General features: G+C 42.3%; 14 protein-coding genes and 1 pseudogene. 11 read left to right on the top strand and 4 right to left on the bottom strand.

What is annotated here, in order from left to right:
* Nucleotides 1-18 precede the first annotated feature (18 nt).
* Together QUB61_RS11360 and QUB61_RS11365 are read right to left on the bottom strand one after the other, a co-directional pair.
* Complete coding sequence (locus QUB61_RS11360) at nucleotides 19-1,014, bottom strand: methyltransferase domain-containing protein (protein ID WP_333130387.1); 996 nt, start codon at nucleotides 1,012-1,014, stop codon at nucleotides 19-21.
* A 125-nt stretch (nucleotides 1,015-1,139) separates the two neighbouring features.
* Nucleotides 1,140-1,835 carry a methyltransferase domain-containing protein gene (locus QUB61_RS11365; RefSeq protein ID WP_333130385.1) on the bottom strand — a complete coding sequence of 232 codons (696 nt, stop codon included), beginning with the start codon at nucleotides 1,833-1,835 and terminating at the stop codon, nucleotides 1,140-1,142.
* A 466-nt stretch (nucleotides 1,836-2,301) separates the two neighbouring features.
* Here QUB61_RS11365 and rfbF point away from each other — a divergent pair, with 466 nt between their 5' ends.
* From rfbF to QUB61_RS11420, 11 genes and pseudogenes are all read left to right on the top strand, one after another.
* Nucleotides 2,302-3,078 (top strand): glucose-1-phosphate cytidylyltransferase, encoded by a 777-nt coding sequence (gene rfbF / locus QUB61_RS11370; RefSeq protein WP_333130382.1) that lies wholly within the window; start codon nucleotides 2,302-2,304, stop codon nucleotides 3,076-3,078.
* Nucleotides 3,075-4,073 (top strand): annotated as a pseudogene (locus tag QUB61_RS11375) (GDP-mannose 4,6-dehydratase). The gene rfbF and the pseudogene QUB61_RS11375 overlap by 4 nt, the downstream one beginning before the upstream one ends.
* Nucleotides 4,074-4,143: 70 nt before the next feature.
* A complete protein-coding gene (locus tag QUB61_RS11380) occupies nucleotides 4,144-5,376 on the top strand; it encodes a class I SAM-dependent methyltransferase (protein ID WP_333130380.1) in 1,233 nt (410 codons plus the stop codon).
* A complete protein-coding gene (gene rfbC / locus QUB61_RS11385; RefSeq protein ID WP_333130377.1) occupies nucleotides 5,373-5,906 on the top strand; it encodes a dTDP-4-dehydrorhamnose 3,5-epimerase in 534 nt (177 codons plus the stop codon). The genes QUB61_RS11380 and rfbC overlap by 4 nt, the downstream gene beginning before the upstream one ends.
* Complete coding sequence (locus QUB61_RS11390; RefSeq protein WP_333130374.1) at nucleotides 5,903-6,814, top strand: NAD(P)-dependent oxidoreductase; 912 nt, start codon at nucleotides 5,903-5,905, stop codon at nucleotides 6,812-6,814. The genes rfbC and QUB61_RS11390 overlap by 4 nt, the downstream gene beginning before the upstream one ends.
* A 53-nt stretch (nucleotides 6,815-6,867) precedes the next feature.
* Complete coding sequence (locus QUB61_RS11395) at nucleotides 6,868-7,632, top strand: CmcI family methyltransferase (RefSeq protein ID WP_333130371.1); 765 nt, start codon at nucleotides 6,868-6,870, stop codon at nucleotides 7,630-7,632.
* A gap of 225 nt (nucleotides 7,633-7,857) precedes the next feature.
* Nucleotides 7,858-8,058: a hypothetical protein gene (locus QUB61_RS11400; protein ID WP_333130369.1), complete on the top strand. Its 201-nt coding sequence runs from the start codon at nucleotides 7,858-7,860 to the stop codon at nucleotides 8,056-8,058.
* A gap of 451 nt (nucleotides 8,059-8,509) precedes the next feature.
* Nucleotides 8,510-9,505, top strand: a complete 996-nt coding sequence (locus tag QUB61_RS11405; RefSeq protein ID WP_333130366.1) for a tetratricopeptide repeat protein — start codon at nucleotides 8,510-8,512, stop codon at nucleotides 9,503-9,505.
* A gap of 58 nt (nucleotides 9,506-9,563) precedes the next feature.
* The gene (locus QUB61_RS11410; protein ID WP_333130363.1) at nucleotides 9,564-11,720 is read left to right on the top strand and encodes a hypothetical protein; all 2,157 of its coding nucleotides are present in this window, start codon (nucleotides 9,564-9,566) and stop codon (nucleotides 11,718-11,720) included.
* A gap of 23 nt (nucleotides 11,721-11,743) precedes the next feature.
* Complete coding sequence (locus QUB61_RS11415) at nucleotides 11,744-12,130, top strand: hypothetical protein (RefSeq protein WP_333130360.1); 387 nt, start codon at nucleotides 11,744-11,746, stop codon at nucleotides 12,128-12,130.
* Nucleotides 12,131-12,205: 75 nt separating this feature from the next.
* A complete protein-coding gene (locus tag QUB61_RS11420) occupies nucleotides 12,206-13,579 on the top strand; it encodes a glycosyltransferase (RefSeq protein ID WP_333130358.1) in 1,374 nt (457 codons plus the stop codon).
* A gap of 117 nt (nucleotides 13,580-13,696) precedes the next feature.
* On the opposite strand, the gene QUB61_RS11425 is transcribed toward QUB61_RS11420, so the two are convergent.
* Both QUB61_RS11425 and QUB61_RS11430 read right to left on the bottom strand, forming a co-directional pair.
* The gene (locus QUB61_RS11425; protein ID WP_333130355.1) at nucleotides 13,697-16,129 is read right to left on the bottom strand and encodes a glycosyltransferase; all 2,433 of its coding nucleotides are present in this window, start codon (nucleotides 16,127-16,129) and stop codon (nucleotides 13,697-13,699) included.
* 14 nt (nucleotides 16,130-16,143) lie between these two features.
* The gene (locus tag QUB61_RS11430; protein WP_333130352.1) at nucleotides 16,144-17,856 is read right to left on the bottom strand and encodes a DUF4214 domain-containing protein; all 1,713 of its coding nucleotides are present in this window, start codon (nucleotides 17,854-17,856) and stop codon (nucleotides 16,144-16,146) included.

Here is a 17,856-nt window from a genome sequence, read left to right on the forward strand (position 1 = left end):
GCGCCGTGTCCAAAACATCTAAGTTTGAGGTTTGGGGTAATGGCTTTCTGCGCTAACAACGTCCTCTAGGGTGACATCCCATCTAAATTTATCAGGATTCACCTCAGCCACTTTTCTAGCCAGGATGGCAACACCACCAAATCCTGGCTGACTTGCTAATGTCTCTTGACCTGGAATAAAAGTATCTAAATGCATTCGCAAAGGAACATAAAGGCTCGATTTGATAACTTCAAATCCCAAAGCAGGGGAAAATAAAACCTTAAGACCTTCGTCAGAAAAACGCCAGAAGTCCCAGGGGCTTTCGTGAAGAGGCCAAGAAAAGTGCGTGCTCTGAAAGGTGATTCCACCTACCTCTAGTAACTTATTAATTTCCATCGCCACTACCCAAGGCATGGCTAAGTGTTCAAAGACTGACAGGGAAAAAATAGCCTCAAACCGCTGATTAGCAAAGTATTGAGACAGTTTGTGAGCGTCCCCTACCACATCTGTGTTGGCGTCTGGATAATAGTCAAATCCCGTGTAGGAGGATGCACCAGGAAACAAAGACCTTTTGCTAACGCTTCCTGGACTGACTATCCGCGAACCTATTTCTAGAACTCGTAAATGACCGTCATTCACCTGCTTGATAAAATCAACAAACAAACCTGTATCATCATTTGTAAAAGTAGCTGAATCATAAACTCCTGGTTTCCCTCCAGCAAAGGTCACAATTTTATGATGTATTTCCCTTTTTGTTTTCGCCTTAAAGGTGACTTGATGCTGGGCGACTCTCGGCAGATATGCTATGAAACCGCAGTTATGATTGTGGTTGTATTGTGGGTAAGCTGCTACCACATCTGGGCGCGAATGCCACGATATAATTGGCACGCAATTATCTTCTACACAAATTTCTACTCCTTCAAGTACCCCTTCCTTCTTGCCTAAAATCCATCCTTGGAGTCCGAGTCCGCAGTCATTCGACCAGGAGTAATCGATCGCCAATATTAAGTTTTCGTCTTGTTCTAAGATTGCCATAAAATTTAGTGATAACCTTACTTTCCAGGCTGTTTTTTTGAGCGGCAGCGCTAAAAATATAAAACTTAGCTAATCCTGCATATTCCCTGAACCTAAAGATGATTACTCTGATGTTAAACTGGCTTTCAATTGGCTATTTTCCTGAGAATCATAACAATTTCTATAGAATTTTCTTGGAATAATTCTATAGTAAAACCAAAGCCTAGCTGTTTCTGACAGTAGAATAGCCACTCAGAGAAAGTCTCTGATGTCCAGACGTGAAAATGGATGCTGTAATCTATGTTTATTAAAGCTTGCTGGCGCGCCAACACCTGTTCTTCAGGAAATTTCTCTACCAGTCTCACGTACTCATGGTAATGAGATACCTTAGACCATTCCGGCCCCTCTTTGTAGTCCCGAATTAAATGGTCGAGGGAAGTCATCGGGCGATCGACATCAAAGATATAGCGCTTGTCCGGTACGCCCATGTAAACGATTCCTCCGGGTTTGACAACTCTCAAAAAGTTTTCTAGAGTGCCGATCGGGTTTTGACAGTGTTCTATCATGTGATTGGCAATGACAAAATCCCAAGAATTATCAGCTATGGATGACAGAGTTTCGCCATTATCTACAATGTCTGCTTCTATGAGATTGGTTCCATTTAATTCTGGGTATTGTTTTCTCAGTTCACTAACCGACATTCGATCGACGTAATAAACCTTTACAGTATCTGGAACTTCCAGAGGAGCATGAAGAGCTCCCACCTCTATTCCCTTCCCGCTTAGGTATTTAAAAGCTATATCTCTCCGTACTTGCATGAGCGCTGTAAGATCCACAGTCATCCTCTCCTTAAAAAATTGCTCAATCTCGATCGACTTTAATTTAATTTTTTGTGTGCCGAGTCCAGTGCTTCACTCTGATTCAGAAGTTGGGCTTTGAGTCAATGGCACGCGGGTAGAGCGCGATCGACGTTTCTAGTTTACCCGATCGCGGGTGTTGCTTGATCGATTGAGTGCGATCGTCTTCCTGTGTTGGTTTTTGGGGTAATATCTATTGTTAAGCTCGATGGCTTAGGGCAAGGGGGCGATCGCCTGTCTATAATACCTGGTGCGTGCGGGAACATCCTTAGAGGGCTGAAGTCTGATATCTTTGGAAGGCAACGGCTTGAGTTCATTTGGAGTTCATTGGGGGCGATCTGCAAAAAATCCCCCAAAGTTGTGGTAGACTCCTCAAAAAGATTTGTGGCAGTCGTTTGTGTCTGGGCAACTAGGAACTGAAAATTATTTACTATTTTAAAAATGTCAAACAATGCAAGTAGTTATATTAGCCGGCGGTTTGGGGACACGTCTGCGAGAAGAAACAGAATTTCGTCCCAAGCCCCTAGTAGATGTCGGCGGGCGTCCGATTATCTGGCACATTATGAAGACATATGCCCACTACGGATTCCTGGACTTTATTGTGTGTTTGGGCTATCGCGGCAACATGATTAAGGAGTATTTCCTGAATTATGAAGCTATGAATAATGATTTTACTATTTGCTTGGGTCGCCAGAATTGCATTACTTATCACGAGGATCATAAAGAGCAAGATTTTAAGGTGACGCTGGCTGAAACTGGCTCGGACACTATGACTGGGGGGCGGGTGAAACCTGTGGAGAAATACATTACTGATGATACCTTTATGGTGACATACGGTGATGGAGTTGCTGATATCGATATTGGGGCGCTGCTCGATTTTCATAAGTCTCACGGTAAGCTAGCAACTGTTAGTACAGTGCGTCCGATATCTCGATATGGCATTTTAGAGGTGGACAACCAAGGCAAAGTTCTGGAATTCACCGAAAAACCTCAAATAGATGGCTGGGCTAGTGCGGGATTTTTGGTACTTCACCGCAGCATATTTGAGGATTTGAGCGGGGATGATTGTTTTTTGGAGCGAGAGCCACTAGAGCGGTTAGCGGCGGAAGGACAATTGATGGCGTACCGCCACAAAGGTTTCTTCTTTGCGATGGATACTTACAGCGAGTATAAATATTTGAATGAACTTTGGGATAATGGAGAGGCTCCTTGGAGAGTGTGGGAATGAGTGAATTTTGGCGCGATCTATCGGTATTGGTGACAGGTTGCACCGGCCTTTTGGGTAACTGGTTAGTGGCTGATTTGCTGGAAAGAGGAGCCTTGGTAACGGGATTAGCCCGTGACTTGGTGCCGCAATCCCGACTTTATGCTGGAGAGTGGTATCGGCAGATTAATATTGTTCGGGGTTGTGTCGAAGATTTGTCAACGGTAGAACGAACGATTAATGAGTAGGAAGTAGATACGGTGTTTCACTTAGCAGCTCAGACAATTGTGGGAGTTGCAAATAGAGAGCCGTTAGCAACTTTTGAAACGAATATTAAAGGCACTTGGAATATTCTAGAAGCGTGTCGCCGCGTTGGAGGTGTGAGTCGAATTGTCATAGCATCCAGCGATAAAGCCTATGGAGACCAGCTTGTGTTGCCTTATAGCGAAACAACTCCGCTGCAAGGAGAACACCCTTACGATGTTTCTAAAAGCTGTGCTGATTAAATCAGTCGGGCTTACTATGTCAGTTACGGTTTACCAGTGTGCATTACTCGCTGCGGCAACTTTTACGGCGGGGGAGACTTGAATTTTAATCGCATCGTTCCGTGTACAATTCGAGCGGCATTACGAGACAAGCCAGTAGTAATCCGCAGTGATGGCACTTTTATCCGGGACTATTTTTATGCGAAGGATGGGGTCTTAGCTTATCTGCATTTGGCAGAGCAAATGGACAGGAAAGAAGTTTTGGGAGAGGCGTTTAATTTCAGCAACGAGTTGCAAATTTCTGTGCGGGGCATGGTAGATAAGGTTTTGGAATTGATGGACAAGACTCATTTAGAGCCTGTCGTATTGAATCGGGCTAAGAATGAAATCAAACATCAGTATCTCTCGGCAGATAAGGCGCGAAAAATGCTCGGCTGGGAGTCTAAGTATCCTCTAGAAGAAGGGTTGAAAGAAACAATTGAATGGTATAAAAACTTTTTTAAGGAGGAAAATACCTGTGTCATCAGCGTGTGATTGAGGATTTCTGTGACTCGGATTTTAATTATTGTATTTCTCTTATTTGATAGTTAAGGGGTCTAATTCTGTGCCATCTAAATGTCGTTTTTGCAGTCACACATTGGAGCATACTTTTGTAAATCTGGGGATGTCGCCGCTGGCGAATGCTTTTCTATCTCAAGAGCATCTGAATTGTGCAGAGAAATTTTATCCGCTTCATACTTATGTCTGTGCTAATTGTTTTTTAGTGCAGTTAGAAGAGTTTGAATCCCCCGATAGCATCTTTAGCGATTATGCTTATTTTTCTTCCTATTCAGACTCTTGGTTGCGTCATGCTCAGAAATACACTGATTTGATGGTGGAGCGCTTTGGATTTGACGAAACCAGTCACGTAATTGAACTCGCTAGCAATGATGGCTACTTACTCCAGTATTTTCAGCAGAAAGGAATTCCCGTATTGGGGATTGAACCTGCTGCAAATGTAGCTAAGGTGGCTGAGGAAAAAGGGGTTCCCACTTTAGTCAAGTTTTTTGGCGTGGAAACGGCTAAAGAGTTGGTTTCACAAGGCAAACAGGCAGATTTGTTGCTGGGCAATAATGTGTTGGCTCATGTGCCTGACTTGAACGATTTTGTGGCGGGGATGAAAATTCTCCTAAAACCAAACGGGGTCTTGACAATGGAGTTTCCTCATGTATTGCAATTAATTCAACACAATCTGTTTGACACGATTTACCACGAGCATTTCTCTTATTTTTCGCTGTTGACGGTTGAGAAAGTTTTTGCAAGTCACGGTTTAACTTTGTTTGATGTGGAGGAATTACCGACGCACGGCGGTTCTCTGCGGATTTACGGGAGGCATGAGGATTTTGAGAGTATAGCAGTTGGCGATCGCATTTCCCAACTGAAAGCTAAGGAAGTGCAAGCAGGGCTAAATCAGATTGAAATTTATGTAGGATTTGGCGAACAGGTTAAGTCTACCAAGCGCCAAATGCTCAGTTTCCTAATTGATGCCAAAAACCAGGGCAAATCAATTGCGGGCTACGGTGCGCCGGCGAAGGCTAATACGCTGCTGAACTATTGCGGTATCCGCACGGATTTGATTGATTATACGGTGGATTTAAGCCCGCACAAGCAGGGTTTGTTTTTGCCGGGAACTCAGATTCCGATATATCATCCAGACAAAATTCGGGAGGCTAAACCGGATTATTTGGCTATCTTACCTTGGAACATCAAGGATGAGATAGTAAGTCAGATGGATTATATCCGCGAGTGGGGAGGTAAGTTTGTGGTGTTGATTCCTCAAGTGCAGGTAATCTCGTGAAATTTACTGAAACAAAGCTTAAGGGAGCTTATGTTATTGAGGTAGAGCCCCTAGCAGATGAGAGGGGATTTTTTGCCCGCAGTTGGTGCCAAAAGGAGTTTGCAGAACATGGTTTGAATCCTAACCTAGTGCAGTGCAATATTTCTTTTAACCTCAAGAAAGGTACTTTGCGGGGGATGCACTACCAGGCTAAACCTCACGAAGAAGCGAAGTTGGTTAGATGTATTCAAGGGGGAATTTATGATGTAATTATAGATTTACGTCCCGATTCTCCTACTTTTAAAGACTGGTTTGGAGTAGAGCTAAACTCGGAAAATCGCCAGATGATATATATTCCTGAAGGTATGGCTCACGGCTGTCAAACTTTGGCAGATAATACGGAAGTTTTTTACCAGATGTCGGAATTTTATTATTCTGAATTAGCAAGGGGAGTGCGGTGGGATGATGCGATTTTTAGTATTGATTGGCCGGAGATATCTCAGCGCGTAATTTCTGAAAAAGATCGCAATTTCCCCGATTTTGTGCTATGAAAAAAGTGCTGGTTACGGGTGCGGGAGGTTTTGTTGGCAGACACTCGCTCAAGACGCTGGTGGAACGCGGGTTTGAGGTTCATGCTGTCGCTTCTAAGACTTTGCCGACTTTAAGTTCTGACTGTACGTGGCATCTGGCAAATTTGTTAGATCGTACATCCATTAAAGAGCTAGTTTGTCAAGTAAAGCCAACACATTTGTTGCACTTTGCCTGGTGTTATACTGTACCCGGTCAATATTGGAAATCTGAAGATAACTTTTTGTGGGTTCAGGCAAGTTTGGAATTATTGAGGCAATTTCGAGAGCAAGGTGGCGAGAGATTAGTGATGGGCGGAACCTGCGCCGAGTATGATTGGAAGTATGGTTATTGCTCGGAATTTGTCACGCCGAGAAATCCAGATACTCCCTACGGTATTTGTAAAAAAGCTTTGCAGGAGATAGTGAATTCCTATTCCGAGACGACAAACCTCAGCAGTGCTTGGGGACGTATTTTCTTTCCCTACGGTGCTTACGAGTATCCAAATCGGCTGGTTTCTTCAGTAATTCTTTCTCTGTTAAAGGGAGAGCCTGCTCGCTGCTCTCACGGTAATCAAATCCGGGATTTTCTGTATGTACAGGATGTAGCTGATGCTTTTGTGGCTCTTTTGGAGAGTGAGGTGAGGGGAGCTGTTAATATTGGCTCGGGACAGCCGATCGCGATTAAAGATGTTGTCTATAAAATAGCGGATGTAATTGGGCGATCGGATTTAGTGCAGTTAGGTGCTATTGCGTCTGCCGCGAAAGAAGCGCCTTTGTTAGTGGCTGATGTGACCCGTTTATCTAATGAGGTGGGTTGGCTACCAAAGTTTAATTTGGAAATCGGATTAAGACAAGCTATAATCTGGTGGGAAAAGCAGCTTTTGTCCTAAAAAACTGGTGTCTAAGATTCGTTACCTAAATACAATTATAACTAGGACAAATCATGAAATTAACGCTAGATACAGATGCCCAAAAATTGATTCAAGAAATAGACGGTGAGTGTCAAACTATCCCGCTCTATTCTAAGGAAGCTTTTGAACTCATTTCTCACTACTGGCTGAAATTAGGCTGGAATCAAAAATATACCTATACATTTAGCTGGCTGGGACGGCCAATCATTCAACTCCCTGAAGACATGATTCGCATTCAGGAAGTTATCTATCAGGTTAAACCTGATGTAATTATTGAAAGCGGGGTGGCTCACGGCGGTTCGCTGATTTATTACGCTAGCCTGTTTAAAGCAATGGGCAAGGGTAGGGTTGTAGGAATTGATATTGAAATTCGCCCCCACAACCGCAAGGCTATAGAGGAACACGAACTGTCATCGTTCATTACTTTAGTGGAAGGCAGTTCTACAGATACCAGTATTGTAGAGCAAGTTAAAAAACTGGTCAATCCAGGGGAGACTGTCTTGGTGAGTCTTGACTCGTGTCACACAAAACAGCACGTTGCTGACGAGTTAGAGGCTTATTGCAGTTTGGTGACACCAGGCTCCTATATAATTGCCACCGATGGGATTATGAAGGATTTGGATGATGTGCCGCGCGGAAATCCTGAATGGAAGTGGGATCATCCTACTGCGGCGGCGGCTGAGTTTGCCGATCGGCATCCTGAGTTTGTGTTGGAGCAACCTAAATGGCCGTTTAGTGAGAGCGATTTGACGGAGAATGTGACTCATTGGCCAGGGGCTTGGTTAAAGCGAAAATAACAAACTCAATGAATTTAAGCTAATTTTTGCGATGCACGAACATAGTTATCTACGGTGATACATAAGTTAGGCTTTGAGTCAATGGCATGGGGATACGATCGACCTTTCTAGTTTACCCGATCGCGCTTGTTGGTCGATCGATTGAGTGCGATCGCAGGGGTGGGTGCGATCGCAGTTGCTGCCGTGAACTATGCCATTGCTCTACCATAACATGACTCTTGTTCGATGCCTAGCCACACTCTAGGAAGAAGCTTGACTCGTGCAACAGTAGTACCTGAGTTTGTCACAAAGCATCCAGAATTTGTGCCTCAGGAACTGATATGGTATTTTGATGAGAGGGAGCCGATCGCCAGCGTGATTCATCAGTCAGGAGCCTACTTGAGACAATTGTTGAGACTGCTCAGATCCGAATTGTTCGGCATATAATTGTAATCTTTAACAGCTTGAAGAAACAATTGGCAGTCTTTATAAGTCTATACAAACAGATGTGAGTCATCCTTGGCAAAAGCAATCGAGTTAAGTTAATAGTTTTTAAGAGGTTGGTATTATTGTGGTTGAACTAATTTCTGTTCACGTTCCCAAAACAGCAGGAACAACATTTGTGGATATTTTAAACCAAATTTATGGAAAAGAGAATATTTACTTTGATTATATACCACCTAAATTTGTAAAACATGAACCGTCAGACCTCCCCCAAAATTTTAGAGTAATCCACGGTCATTTTAATATTTTAAAATATGACTATTTGCCTGCTCAGGGTAAAAAAATAATCTGGTTGAGGCATCCAATACATATAGTGATATCTCTATATTTTTATTGGTTGCATGTGCCACTAGGCAATATATACCAATATCCCAACATAGTTAGAGATGTCAAAATGTTGAAAATAAACTTAGATGAATTCGTAGAACACGGCGCAGCAAAAAATTTAATTACCCAACAGATATCCGACCATAAAATAAATAATTTTGATTTTGTAGGAGTTCAAGAATTTTTCCTGGAAGACTTAGCAGATTTGCAAAAAATGTTAAACTGGTCAGATTTTAGGATCGATGAAAAAAACACAAATCCTAATCCTAAATACCAGGAGGACTTGGAAAGTATTTTTTCCAACACAAAAATAATAGAAAAAATCATAAGAAATAATCAAGAAGATTTAGAAATTTATCAGGAAGCATTGAGGTTAAGAGCGGAGCGCAGAAAAGAATCACTTGTAATCCAACCAATTATGGCTGAATGGAATCGCTCGCAGCATCGAGTGAGGGCAGCGTTAAAAGATGTACGGCAACAGACAGAAGTTGAATTGGCAAAAGCTCGATCGGAATTGTGGCAGGTGAAAGCTGAATTGTTTTTAGAAAAAAATGAGCTAGATGAGGCGCTGACTGCTTGCGAACAAGCTCTAAAAATTAAGCCTGAATTTGCTCTGGCTTGCCTGACGATGGGGAATATTTGGCTCGCTAAGGGGCAAGCCAACAAAGCAAAGAATTGGTACGATCGGGCAGTGTCAATTCAACCAACTCTTGTGGAAGCACTCGAAAATCTGGGAAATATTTGCCGGGAACAGCAACTGTGGTCAGAGGCGATCGCCTGCTATCAAAAACTACTGGTCGTACAACCCAGTGTAGCGGGTGTTTATCGTAATTTAGCTACCGCTCTTTACAACGAAAATAAGCTAGAGGAATCTGCTGATTGTATGTATATAGCATTAACGTTGGAAGCAGAAAAATCTACAGCATTAGATTACTTTAACTTGGGTAATAGCTTTTTAAATCAAAATCGGGTGGAAAGAGCAATTATCTGTTACCGCAGAGCTGTTTACTTAAATCCAAGTTTTTCTGAGGCTCATCGCATTTTAGGGGCAGTTATGACTTAAAATAGAATTTGCCTAGTACACAAACAGAGTCTAGATAGAAAAAAGCGAGAGGTTGATTATGACGGAATGGCAAAGAAGTTTCTTTTTTAAGGGTAAAGAGCTAGGCTATAATCGGATTAGATATAACAATCCCACTGAGAGGTGTGTGGAAATTCCGATCGCCTTTGATTTTTTGGCAAATCTTCAAAAGCGAGAGCGCATCCTGGAAGTGGGAAACGTCCTCTCTTATTATGAAAACACGCTGAGTGAATCAGTGGGAATCTTTCACAGAAAAATTGTAGACAAGTTTGAGCAGGATCTAGGAGTAGATAATCAAGATTTAATGGATCTGCCATCAACAGAAAAATATGACGCGATACTTTCTATTTCTACTGTAGAACATATAGGGCAAGCAGTAGAACCTTCAGGCACTTATGGCGAACCTACCGAGAAGCGGGATCTAGAAGCTCCACTCAAGGCGATCGCCAAAATATACGACTTACTGGATGTTGAGGGCAAAGCTTTCATTACAGTTCCTTTTGGAACACTGACAGATGGAGATTGGCAAATTCAGTTCAGCGGACAATACTTAAGTCTGTTAACAAAATATGGGATTCCTAAAGAAGCAATATCCAGTCATTTTTTAAAGCTGATTGACAGACACCCTGTCTGGGAAAAAGCTCAGATGATTTGGACAGAAGCCGATGGTTTAGAGGTCAGCGATGCGGAGTACAACTATCCTTTGCCTTTTGCTAACGCGATCGCCGCGATCGAGCTGACAAAGCTTTCAAACGACTTTCGCTTCAACTTAAATGTCGAGCCTACCCCTCTGTTTTACCATCCACCACATGATAATCGGAGACAATGGGAGCAATACAAGGTTCAACTACATCAGACCCAGGCACAGTTGGAGCAGTCTCAAGCGCACCTGCATCAAGCTCAAGTCGATTTGGAGCAGTCTCAAGTTCAAGGAAATCAAACTCAGGTCGAGTTGGAGCAGTCTCAAGCGCAACTGCATCAAGCTCAAGTCGAGTTGGAGCAGTCTCAAACGCAACTGCATCAAGCTCAAGTCGAGTTGGAGCAGTCTCAAGCGCAACTGTTTCAGACTCAAAGGGAATTTGAGCAATCTCAGGCAGAATTAGCCCAATCAGAGTCTCAATTGCACCAAACTCAGGCAGAGTTAGAACAGTCCCAGTCTCAATTGCACCAGACTCAAAGGGAATTTGAGCAATCTCAGGCAGAACTCCATCAAACCCAGGCAGGATTGGAACAGTCTCAGTCTCAATTGCACCAAACTCAGGCAGAATTGGAAGAGTCTCAGTCTCAATTGCGCCACACTCAAAGGGAATTTGAGCAATCTCAGTCTCAATTGCACCGGACTCAGGCAGAATTGGAACAATCTGAGTCTCAATTGCATCAGACTCAGGCAGAATTGGAACAGTCTGAGTCTCAATTACAGCGAACTCAGACAGAATTAGCCCAATCTCAATCTCAATTACAGCGAACTCAGACAGAATTAGCCCAATCTCAATCTCAACTACAGCGAACTCAGACAGAGTTGGCGCAATCCCAGTCGCAACAGCGTCAGACTCAAGGGGAATTGTCTACAAACAAGTCAGTGTTGCACAAGACCACCAGAGAATTGAAGCAGTCCCAATCTCTTCTGTACCAGACTCAAGAAGAATTGGAGCAATCTCAGACACAACTGCATCAGGCTCAAGAAGAATTGGAGCAATCTCAGACACAACTGCATCAGGCTCAAGAAGAATTGAAGCAATCTCAGACACAACTGTATCAGACTGAGGAAGCACTGCAACAGTCTCAGACGCAACTGTATGAAATTCAAACGGAATGGGAGCAATCTCAGATCCAACTGCATCAGACTCAAGAGGCAATGGAGCGATCGCGATTGCAGCAAGCTATAGCCCATCGGAAAAATGAACCTCTGGAGATACAGTATCCACTCTTAGTGTGCGAAGCTTGGTATGCTTATCAAAATGGTGATTTGATTAAAATGAGAGAGTCATTACAGGAATCTTTGAAATGCACGCAGTTGTCACGAACAGAAACAGTCAATAATTGGTTAGAGAGTTTTAGCAATTTTGGCTCAGAAAAAGGACAGCAACTCGATACCTATTCTCTGACAAATTCCGAAGAATGGAAACAATTGATGCGTCAGGTACTGGCAGTTAAGCCAATGTCATTGGCAAGCGGAAAAGGCAAAGGTTCTAGCTAGCTATCGTTAAAGAGATAAAAGCAATGCAGCAAATCCAGACACAACCAACCCAAACCGAGGATATTTTGCACCAGACTCAGGGGCAACCGAGACAATCGAGTGACTTAATTCTTCTCGTCTCAACCCTTGCTGCTCAATTGCACCAGACTCGTGAAGAATTAGACGAAGCTCACGAGTTACTGCATTTGATGCGGGAGAAATTGAAGCAATTGGAACCAGTAAATGTTTTACTGTACGAGACTCAGATAGAATTGGAGCGATCGCAAGCTGCAGCCCAACAGTTTCAAGCAGAAAAAGAGTGGTTAGAATCTAAGCACCAAGCTTTGAGACAGACTGCACAGCAATTGCAAAATGAATTGAAGCTAGTACAGACTCAGGCACATCAAACTCAGAATGTTCCCCTGAAGTAGATGTGCTATGTTAACCGCGTTTTGCTTTCATGGCAATCCGCAGCCTGACCAATTATGAATGCAACCTAATTGATTATGAACAAGGAAACACTAAACTCTTCTTTTGGTATTAATGTTGCAGGTTTTGTGAAAGGAGAGTTTGGTATCGGGGAAGGAATGCGTGCCAATCTTAGATCGCTTGAAGCTGCTAGGATTCCTTTTGCGATTAATAATTTTCACATAGATTGGCATCGCAACTTAGATGCAACCTATCAAGAACAAGACTTAGCAAAACATAATCCCTATCCGGTCAATCTCGTAAATTTTAACCCTGACGGTATAGCTACATTTCTTGAAGGTTGGGGTTCTCAATATTTAGAAAACCGATATAATATAGGATTTTGGGCTTGGGAACTACCGAACTTTCCTCCTGAGTTACAGTTTGGTTTTAATTACTTTGATGAAATATGGACTTTTAGCAATCATGCCGTAGAAGCCATATCAGCCGTATCGCCGATTCCAGTTATCAAGGTAATGCCTAGCCTTGTTTTTCCTCCCGTATTCTTGGGCCGAGAAGCCTTGGGATTGCCGAAAGACAAATTTATTTTTCTCTTCATGTTCGACTCTCTCAGCACATTTGAGCGCAAAAATCCTCGGGCAGTTGTTGAAGCCTTTATTCAGGCTTTTGGTAAATCCAATCAAGATGTTTGTTTAGTAATTAAGTTTTCTAATTCACAACATTATCCCCGCCAGCGAGATGAATTTAAGGTACTGGCAGCGCAATATCCATCGATTCACCTCATAGAAGGGCATTTGATGAGAGAGGAAGTGAATGCCTTGGTTTACAATTGCGACTGCTATGTATCGCTGCACCGCGCTGAAGGTTTTGGCTTGACAATGGCTGAAGCGATGTACTGGGGTAAGCCGACGATCGCGACTGCTTACTCGTCTAATATAGAATTTATGAATGTAGGTAATAGTTTCTTAGTCAAATACGATTTAGTAAGTATTTCGGAAGATATCGGACCTTATAAAAAGGGCAATATTTGGGCCGCTCCGGATATTGAACACGCAGCAGCACTGATGCACTACGTATTCCACAACTACGAGCAAGCAAAACTTGTAGGAGCAAGAGCTGCTCGTGAAACTCAGTCTTTATTGAGTCCTCACGCTATTGGCAAAAGGATTAGAACTCGGTTGGAAAATATTATTGCAACCAAGATGAAGAGCCAAGATGATTTACGGCGAGAACAAGATGATTTACGGCGAGAAATAGATGATATGCGGCGAGAAAGAGATGATCTACGGCGAGAAATAGATGGGCAGGAATGCCAAGCTCAAGCCTGGAAGAACACTGCACAAGCAGTTCAAATGGAAGTGGAGAAGATGAAGTCTAAACTGAAAAAATCTGATGCGGAGATTGACCATTTGAAATCTTTAATTGAACGAAAAGAAGGCTTGCGAGTCTAAATAGCGGAATACAAAAATCATGCTAGGATACTCATCAACCTACCATGATATAATTAATCTTTGTGCGACGATTGCACTTTTTGCCAGAACAAATGCTCGCTAGCTGCTTTTAGCTAATTACAATATTTGCATTGTTTCTATTTGATTGATAAACGTCTTAGCGATGACGGCCCAATCAAACTTTTGTTCGACATATTGCCTAGCATTCTCTACACGTATACTCTTGATTGTACTATTTTCATCTCTGAGACGCGCGATCGCCTCAGCAAATAGCTCAATCTCTGCAATGATACAGTGCTGTTGGTGTTGCAGCCCCAAACCCCTCGATCCAGTGGGAGTAGAAATGACTGGAATACCTGCAGCCAGATAGTCCAGCATTTTTAGATTTGTACCTCCCCCAGACAGCATAGGATTCAAAGCCACGTCAGCAATTCCCAAAATCGCACTTTTAGTTTCGTCATCTACAAATCCCATCGCACTGACGTTTGCCGGCGCCCGGTGAGGTTCCGCACCTAAACCTACGCTTCCGAAAGTCAGAAATTTAACATCAGGAAGCTGTCTAGCCATTTCAAATATACAGCGCACAGCATCTACATTCGGAGGATGCCCACTGCCAGCAAAGACTGCTAAGAAATTTTTGGAAAACCCCAACTTTTCTTTTTTCAAGAGTCGCTGAGTCAATGGAACGTAGCTGACACTCTCTAAATCTCCACCGTTAGGAACGAAAACAAATTTATTGATATCTACATTATATATTTCGCTCATGAGCTGTGCTTCTCCAGGAGAACACGCCATAATCAAGCTACTAACTTGACAGCATTCTTTCTCAACCTTGCGAGTTAATTCTAATAATTCCCTACCTCCTGAATTATCGGGAAGAATACCTTTTTTAAGTTCAAATTCTACATTGTGAGCTTCATACCAAATCGGCTTATCAGTCACTTCTTGAATAGCTGGAAGAAGATAAGGATGGGAAGCAACTACAAAATCTGAATTTGCTGTAGCCTCTCTTAAAGCCAACATATAATCTGGCGTCATATGATAAATTTTAGGCATTACTACATCGCCAATACCAAATGGCGTTCCTATCTCTCGTTGAATATTCTGCTCCGCTTCTTGATGTTGAAAAGACCTAGGAATCCTCGTTTCGCACAGTCCGGGAGAAATTTCACCTCTAAATACCCCATCGTTAGCATCAGTCAAAGTAACTAACTCTATATCAAATTTGTTAGTTAAATGCCGATAAAAGTGAAATACGCGAAACTGCCCGCCGTATCTAGGAGGAAAAACTGGAAAGGGTGGAACTACAGTGATTTTTTTTCGCTTTTGTATCCTCTTGTGGCGTTGTATCGTTGTAGTTAAAGGTATTGGGGTAGTTACAGGAGATTGAACAGTTTCATCTAGCAATCGGGCAACTGTATTTGCCCATGTAATTTCTTTAACCTGCTTTTGACCAGCAAGCCCCATCTGCTTTGCTCGATCGCGATGTTCGCAGAGCTCATCAATGCGTTCGGCGATCGCCTGCGGGTTTGGTGGAACTGAAAACCCTGTTTCTCCATGCCTGACAAACTCATTAGTCCCCCCCGAGTCAGTAGCAGTAATCACAGGCTTACCGCTCATCATTGCCTCTACGGTAATCAATCCGTAATCCTCATCGTAAGGAATATAAAGAACAGCCAAAGCATCTGCGTAAAGATTTACTAGCTCGCGATCGTTAACAAAACCAAGAAAAGTAATTCTTTCATCATCACCCGCAATTTGTTTGAGACCTTCAAGCTCGCCACCAGTTCCAGCTATTTTAAACTGTATGTTCGACTTGACATATCTCATAGCTTCAATCAAGTGAGCGATACGTTTGCTGCCGTATTCAAGACGACTGGCAGTAAATAAATAATCATCTTTCCCGATCCGAAACCCTGTTTGAATTGGTGGCGGATAAACCACTTCTATCTGGCTGTTAACCGGGAAATAATCCGGGCGTTTTATTACATTATGTGATAAGGAAGCATACTTCTTAATTGCAGTGGGAGCTAATGCTATACCATCTAAGAAGTGAACTATTTGACGGGTGAGCGGCCCTGGGTATTGAAAAGCATCTGCTGATATGTATTCGATATTTGAACGAATTTTATTCAGCCTTTCATAAAACTCTTTTAACGCAGTTCGAGCGCCTTGATTCCGATACATGAACTCCTGCAATGCACAAATTTCTTGATTGTTGGTAGTGTAGATTTTTGGATAATTTGGTGGATACAAATCATATAAACCGCGTGATGTGTGAAACATATAGCAGATATGATGTTGATGGTGTACCATCCAGGCCGGATACTTGCAGGAAATAACTGCATCAAAGTGACTTAAATCAAGTTGGGAAAATCGCCAATAGTTATCCATTAAATCCCAGAAGTTAATTTCTGGGCTAGGCAATTTTATTAAATCAGCCTGATGTGCAGTATGCTGATTGATGTGATGCAGCAGCCCCCACCAAACATTTTCTGCACCACCAATCCGAAATGGTATTCCACTGGGGGATACTATCGCTATTTTCATGACTATTTCCTAACTTAATCCCTGATTTTTTCAGCATTAACTTCAAACAACCAATCAGCTATAACTTGAAATTCAATGTTTCCCAAACCTGCTTCCTCTAAATAATTAGTGAGCAAAACTTCAGTAAATCCAGTTAAATGCCAATCTCCCTCACACGCTTGCGTTCCATATAAAAATTGAACTAACAGCTTTTGACCTTCTATGGATTGATATTTTTCAGATTTAAAAAGCTCAAGTAAATGTATTAAACTTGGCACTCTTAGTCTTAATATACCTCCCTTTTTCAACAAACGAGCCCATCCTTTTAATGCTGGTGCTGTATCGCACCTAGGCATATGTTCTAGACAGTCCTGAGCAATGATTTCTTCATAATAACCTGATGGCAGCAAATCTAAATGTCGGATGTCCGCTACTAAGTCCTGCTTGCCAGAGTCGTGAAGATCTACATTCACATAACCCTCTTTAATATCCCAACCGCAGCCAAGATTTAAGCGTTGGGGGTATTGAGAGTAGTCAAATCCTTTTAACTTAAACTTCAATTCCTGCGCTTTAAACTCTGCCGATTCCCGAATATTCGAGATTACCTGCTGGCGCGTACATTTTCTCTCAGTAAGTACGGTAAAGAAATGATGGTAGCCCTGCACGTCAGCATTTCTTAGCATATAGGTGCGATAAACTGCTTGCACAAAATCTTCGTGACTGAGGTGAGCAGTTTCTTGCAAAAATGTCGCGTCATTTATTTGACTTGGCTGAATTAAATAGTCGTTCACAATTGCAATATGCTCCTGGTCGCGGTGGTTATTTGTTTGCAAAAACACTTGGTTGTCGAGCGGTATAGGAGGCTTTGAATTTTCCTCCATCATGGTACTCTTTTCCTTCTCAGATTCACCGATTTTCTCGCAATCTTCATTGGCTAGCTTGCGCTGCATCCAAAAACTACCGCCATGCTTATAGACGCGAGCAAATTTTTCATCAGCCGACCATAAAGGAGATAGGATGCTGGATAGTTCTGGATCAAAACTAGCATAATAAACTGGCAATACTATTTCGTAATCATTTAAGCCATTAGCTAGTAAAGCGCCTAATAGGTATTGCTCATTATAATATCTTTCTTCCCAAGATTCAGGGTAGTCTAATGGCCAGAATATATCATGCAATTGCAGATATACACCAATATCAAGTCGCGGCATGATGTCAAGGAAGCAAATGGTGACATCAGAATTCATAAAACATCTGTGAGAATTATCAATGAAAACAATATCGTTTTTCTGGAGATTCTCAAATATAGTTAGATCGATTTCCTCTACGGGCTGACGAATAACCCGATCGCATATATCATCAATTTCAGCTCTTGGATAAGGATCGATCGAGATAATCTGGGTCTTCAAATTATTGTCTATAATTGCTCTTCTTGCAAACTTAGTCGAATTGCCAGAACCAACTTCTATGTAGATATTTGGTTTTAACTCAGCAATCAAACAATAAAGAGAAATGCTATCAAATGCTGGGAAGTATGGATTAATGTACAAGGGTTCCCTTGCATCTTCATTGCTATCTACATCTATATTTACCAACTTCTCAAAATACTTCGGAAACTTCTGCAAAACTCTCCGATACACTTCATGATTAGATGCCAGCGCTTGACTAATATACTTATTAGGCTGGTTTTTGGTATAGCGCGGTTTGTTACTACTACTGGTGGGATATTCTAACTCAATTTTAAACAC

The organism is Microcoleus sp. C2D2, assembly GCF_036702495.1.
In the GTDB taxonomy this organism is placed as follows: domain Bacteria; phylum Cyanobacteriota; class Cyanobacteriia; order Cyanobacteriales; family Microcoleaceae; genus Microcoleus.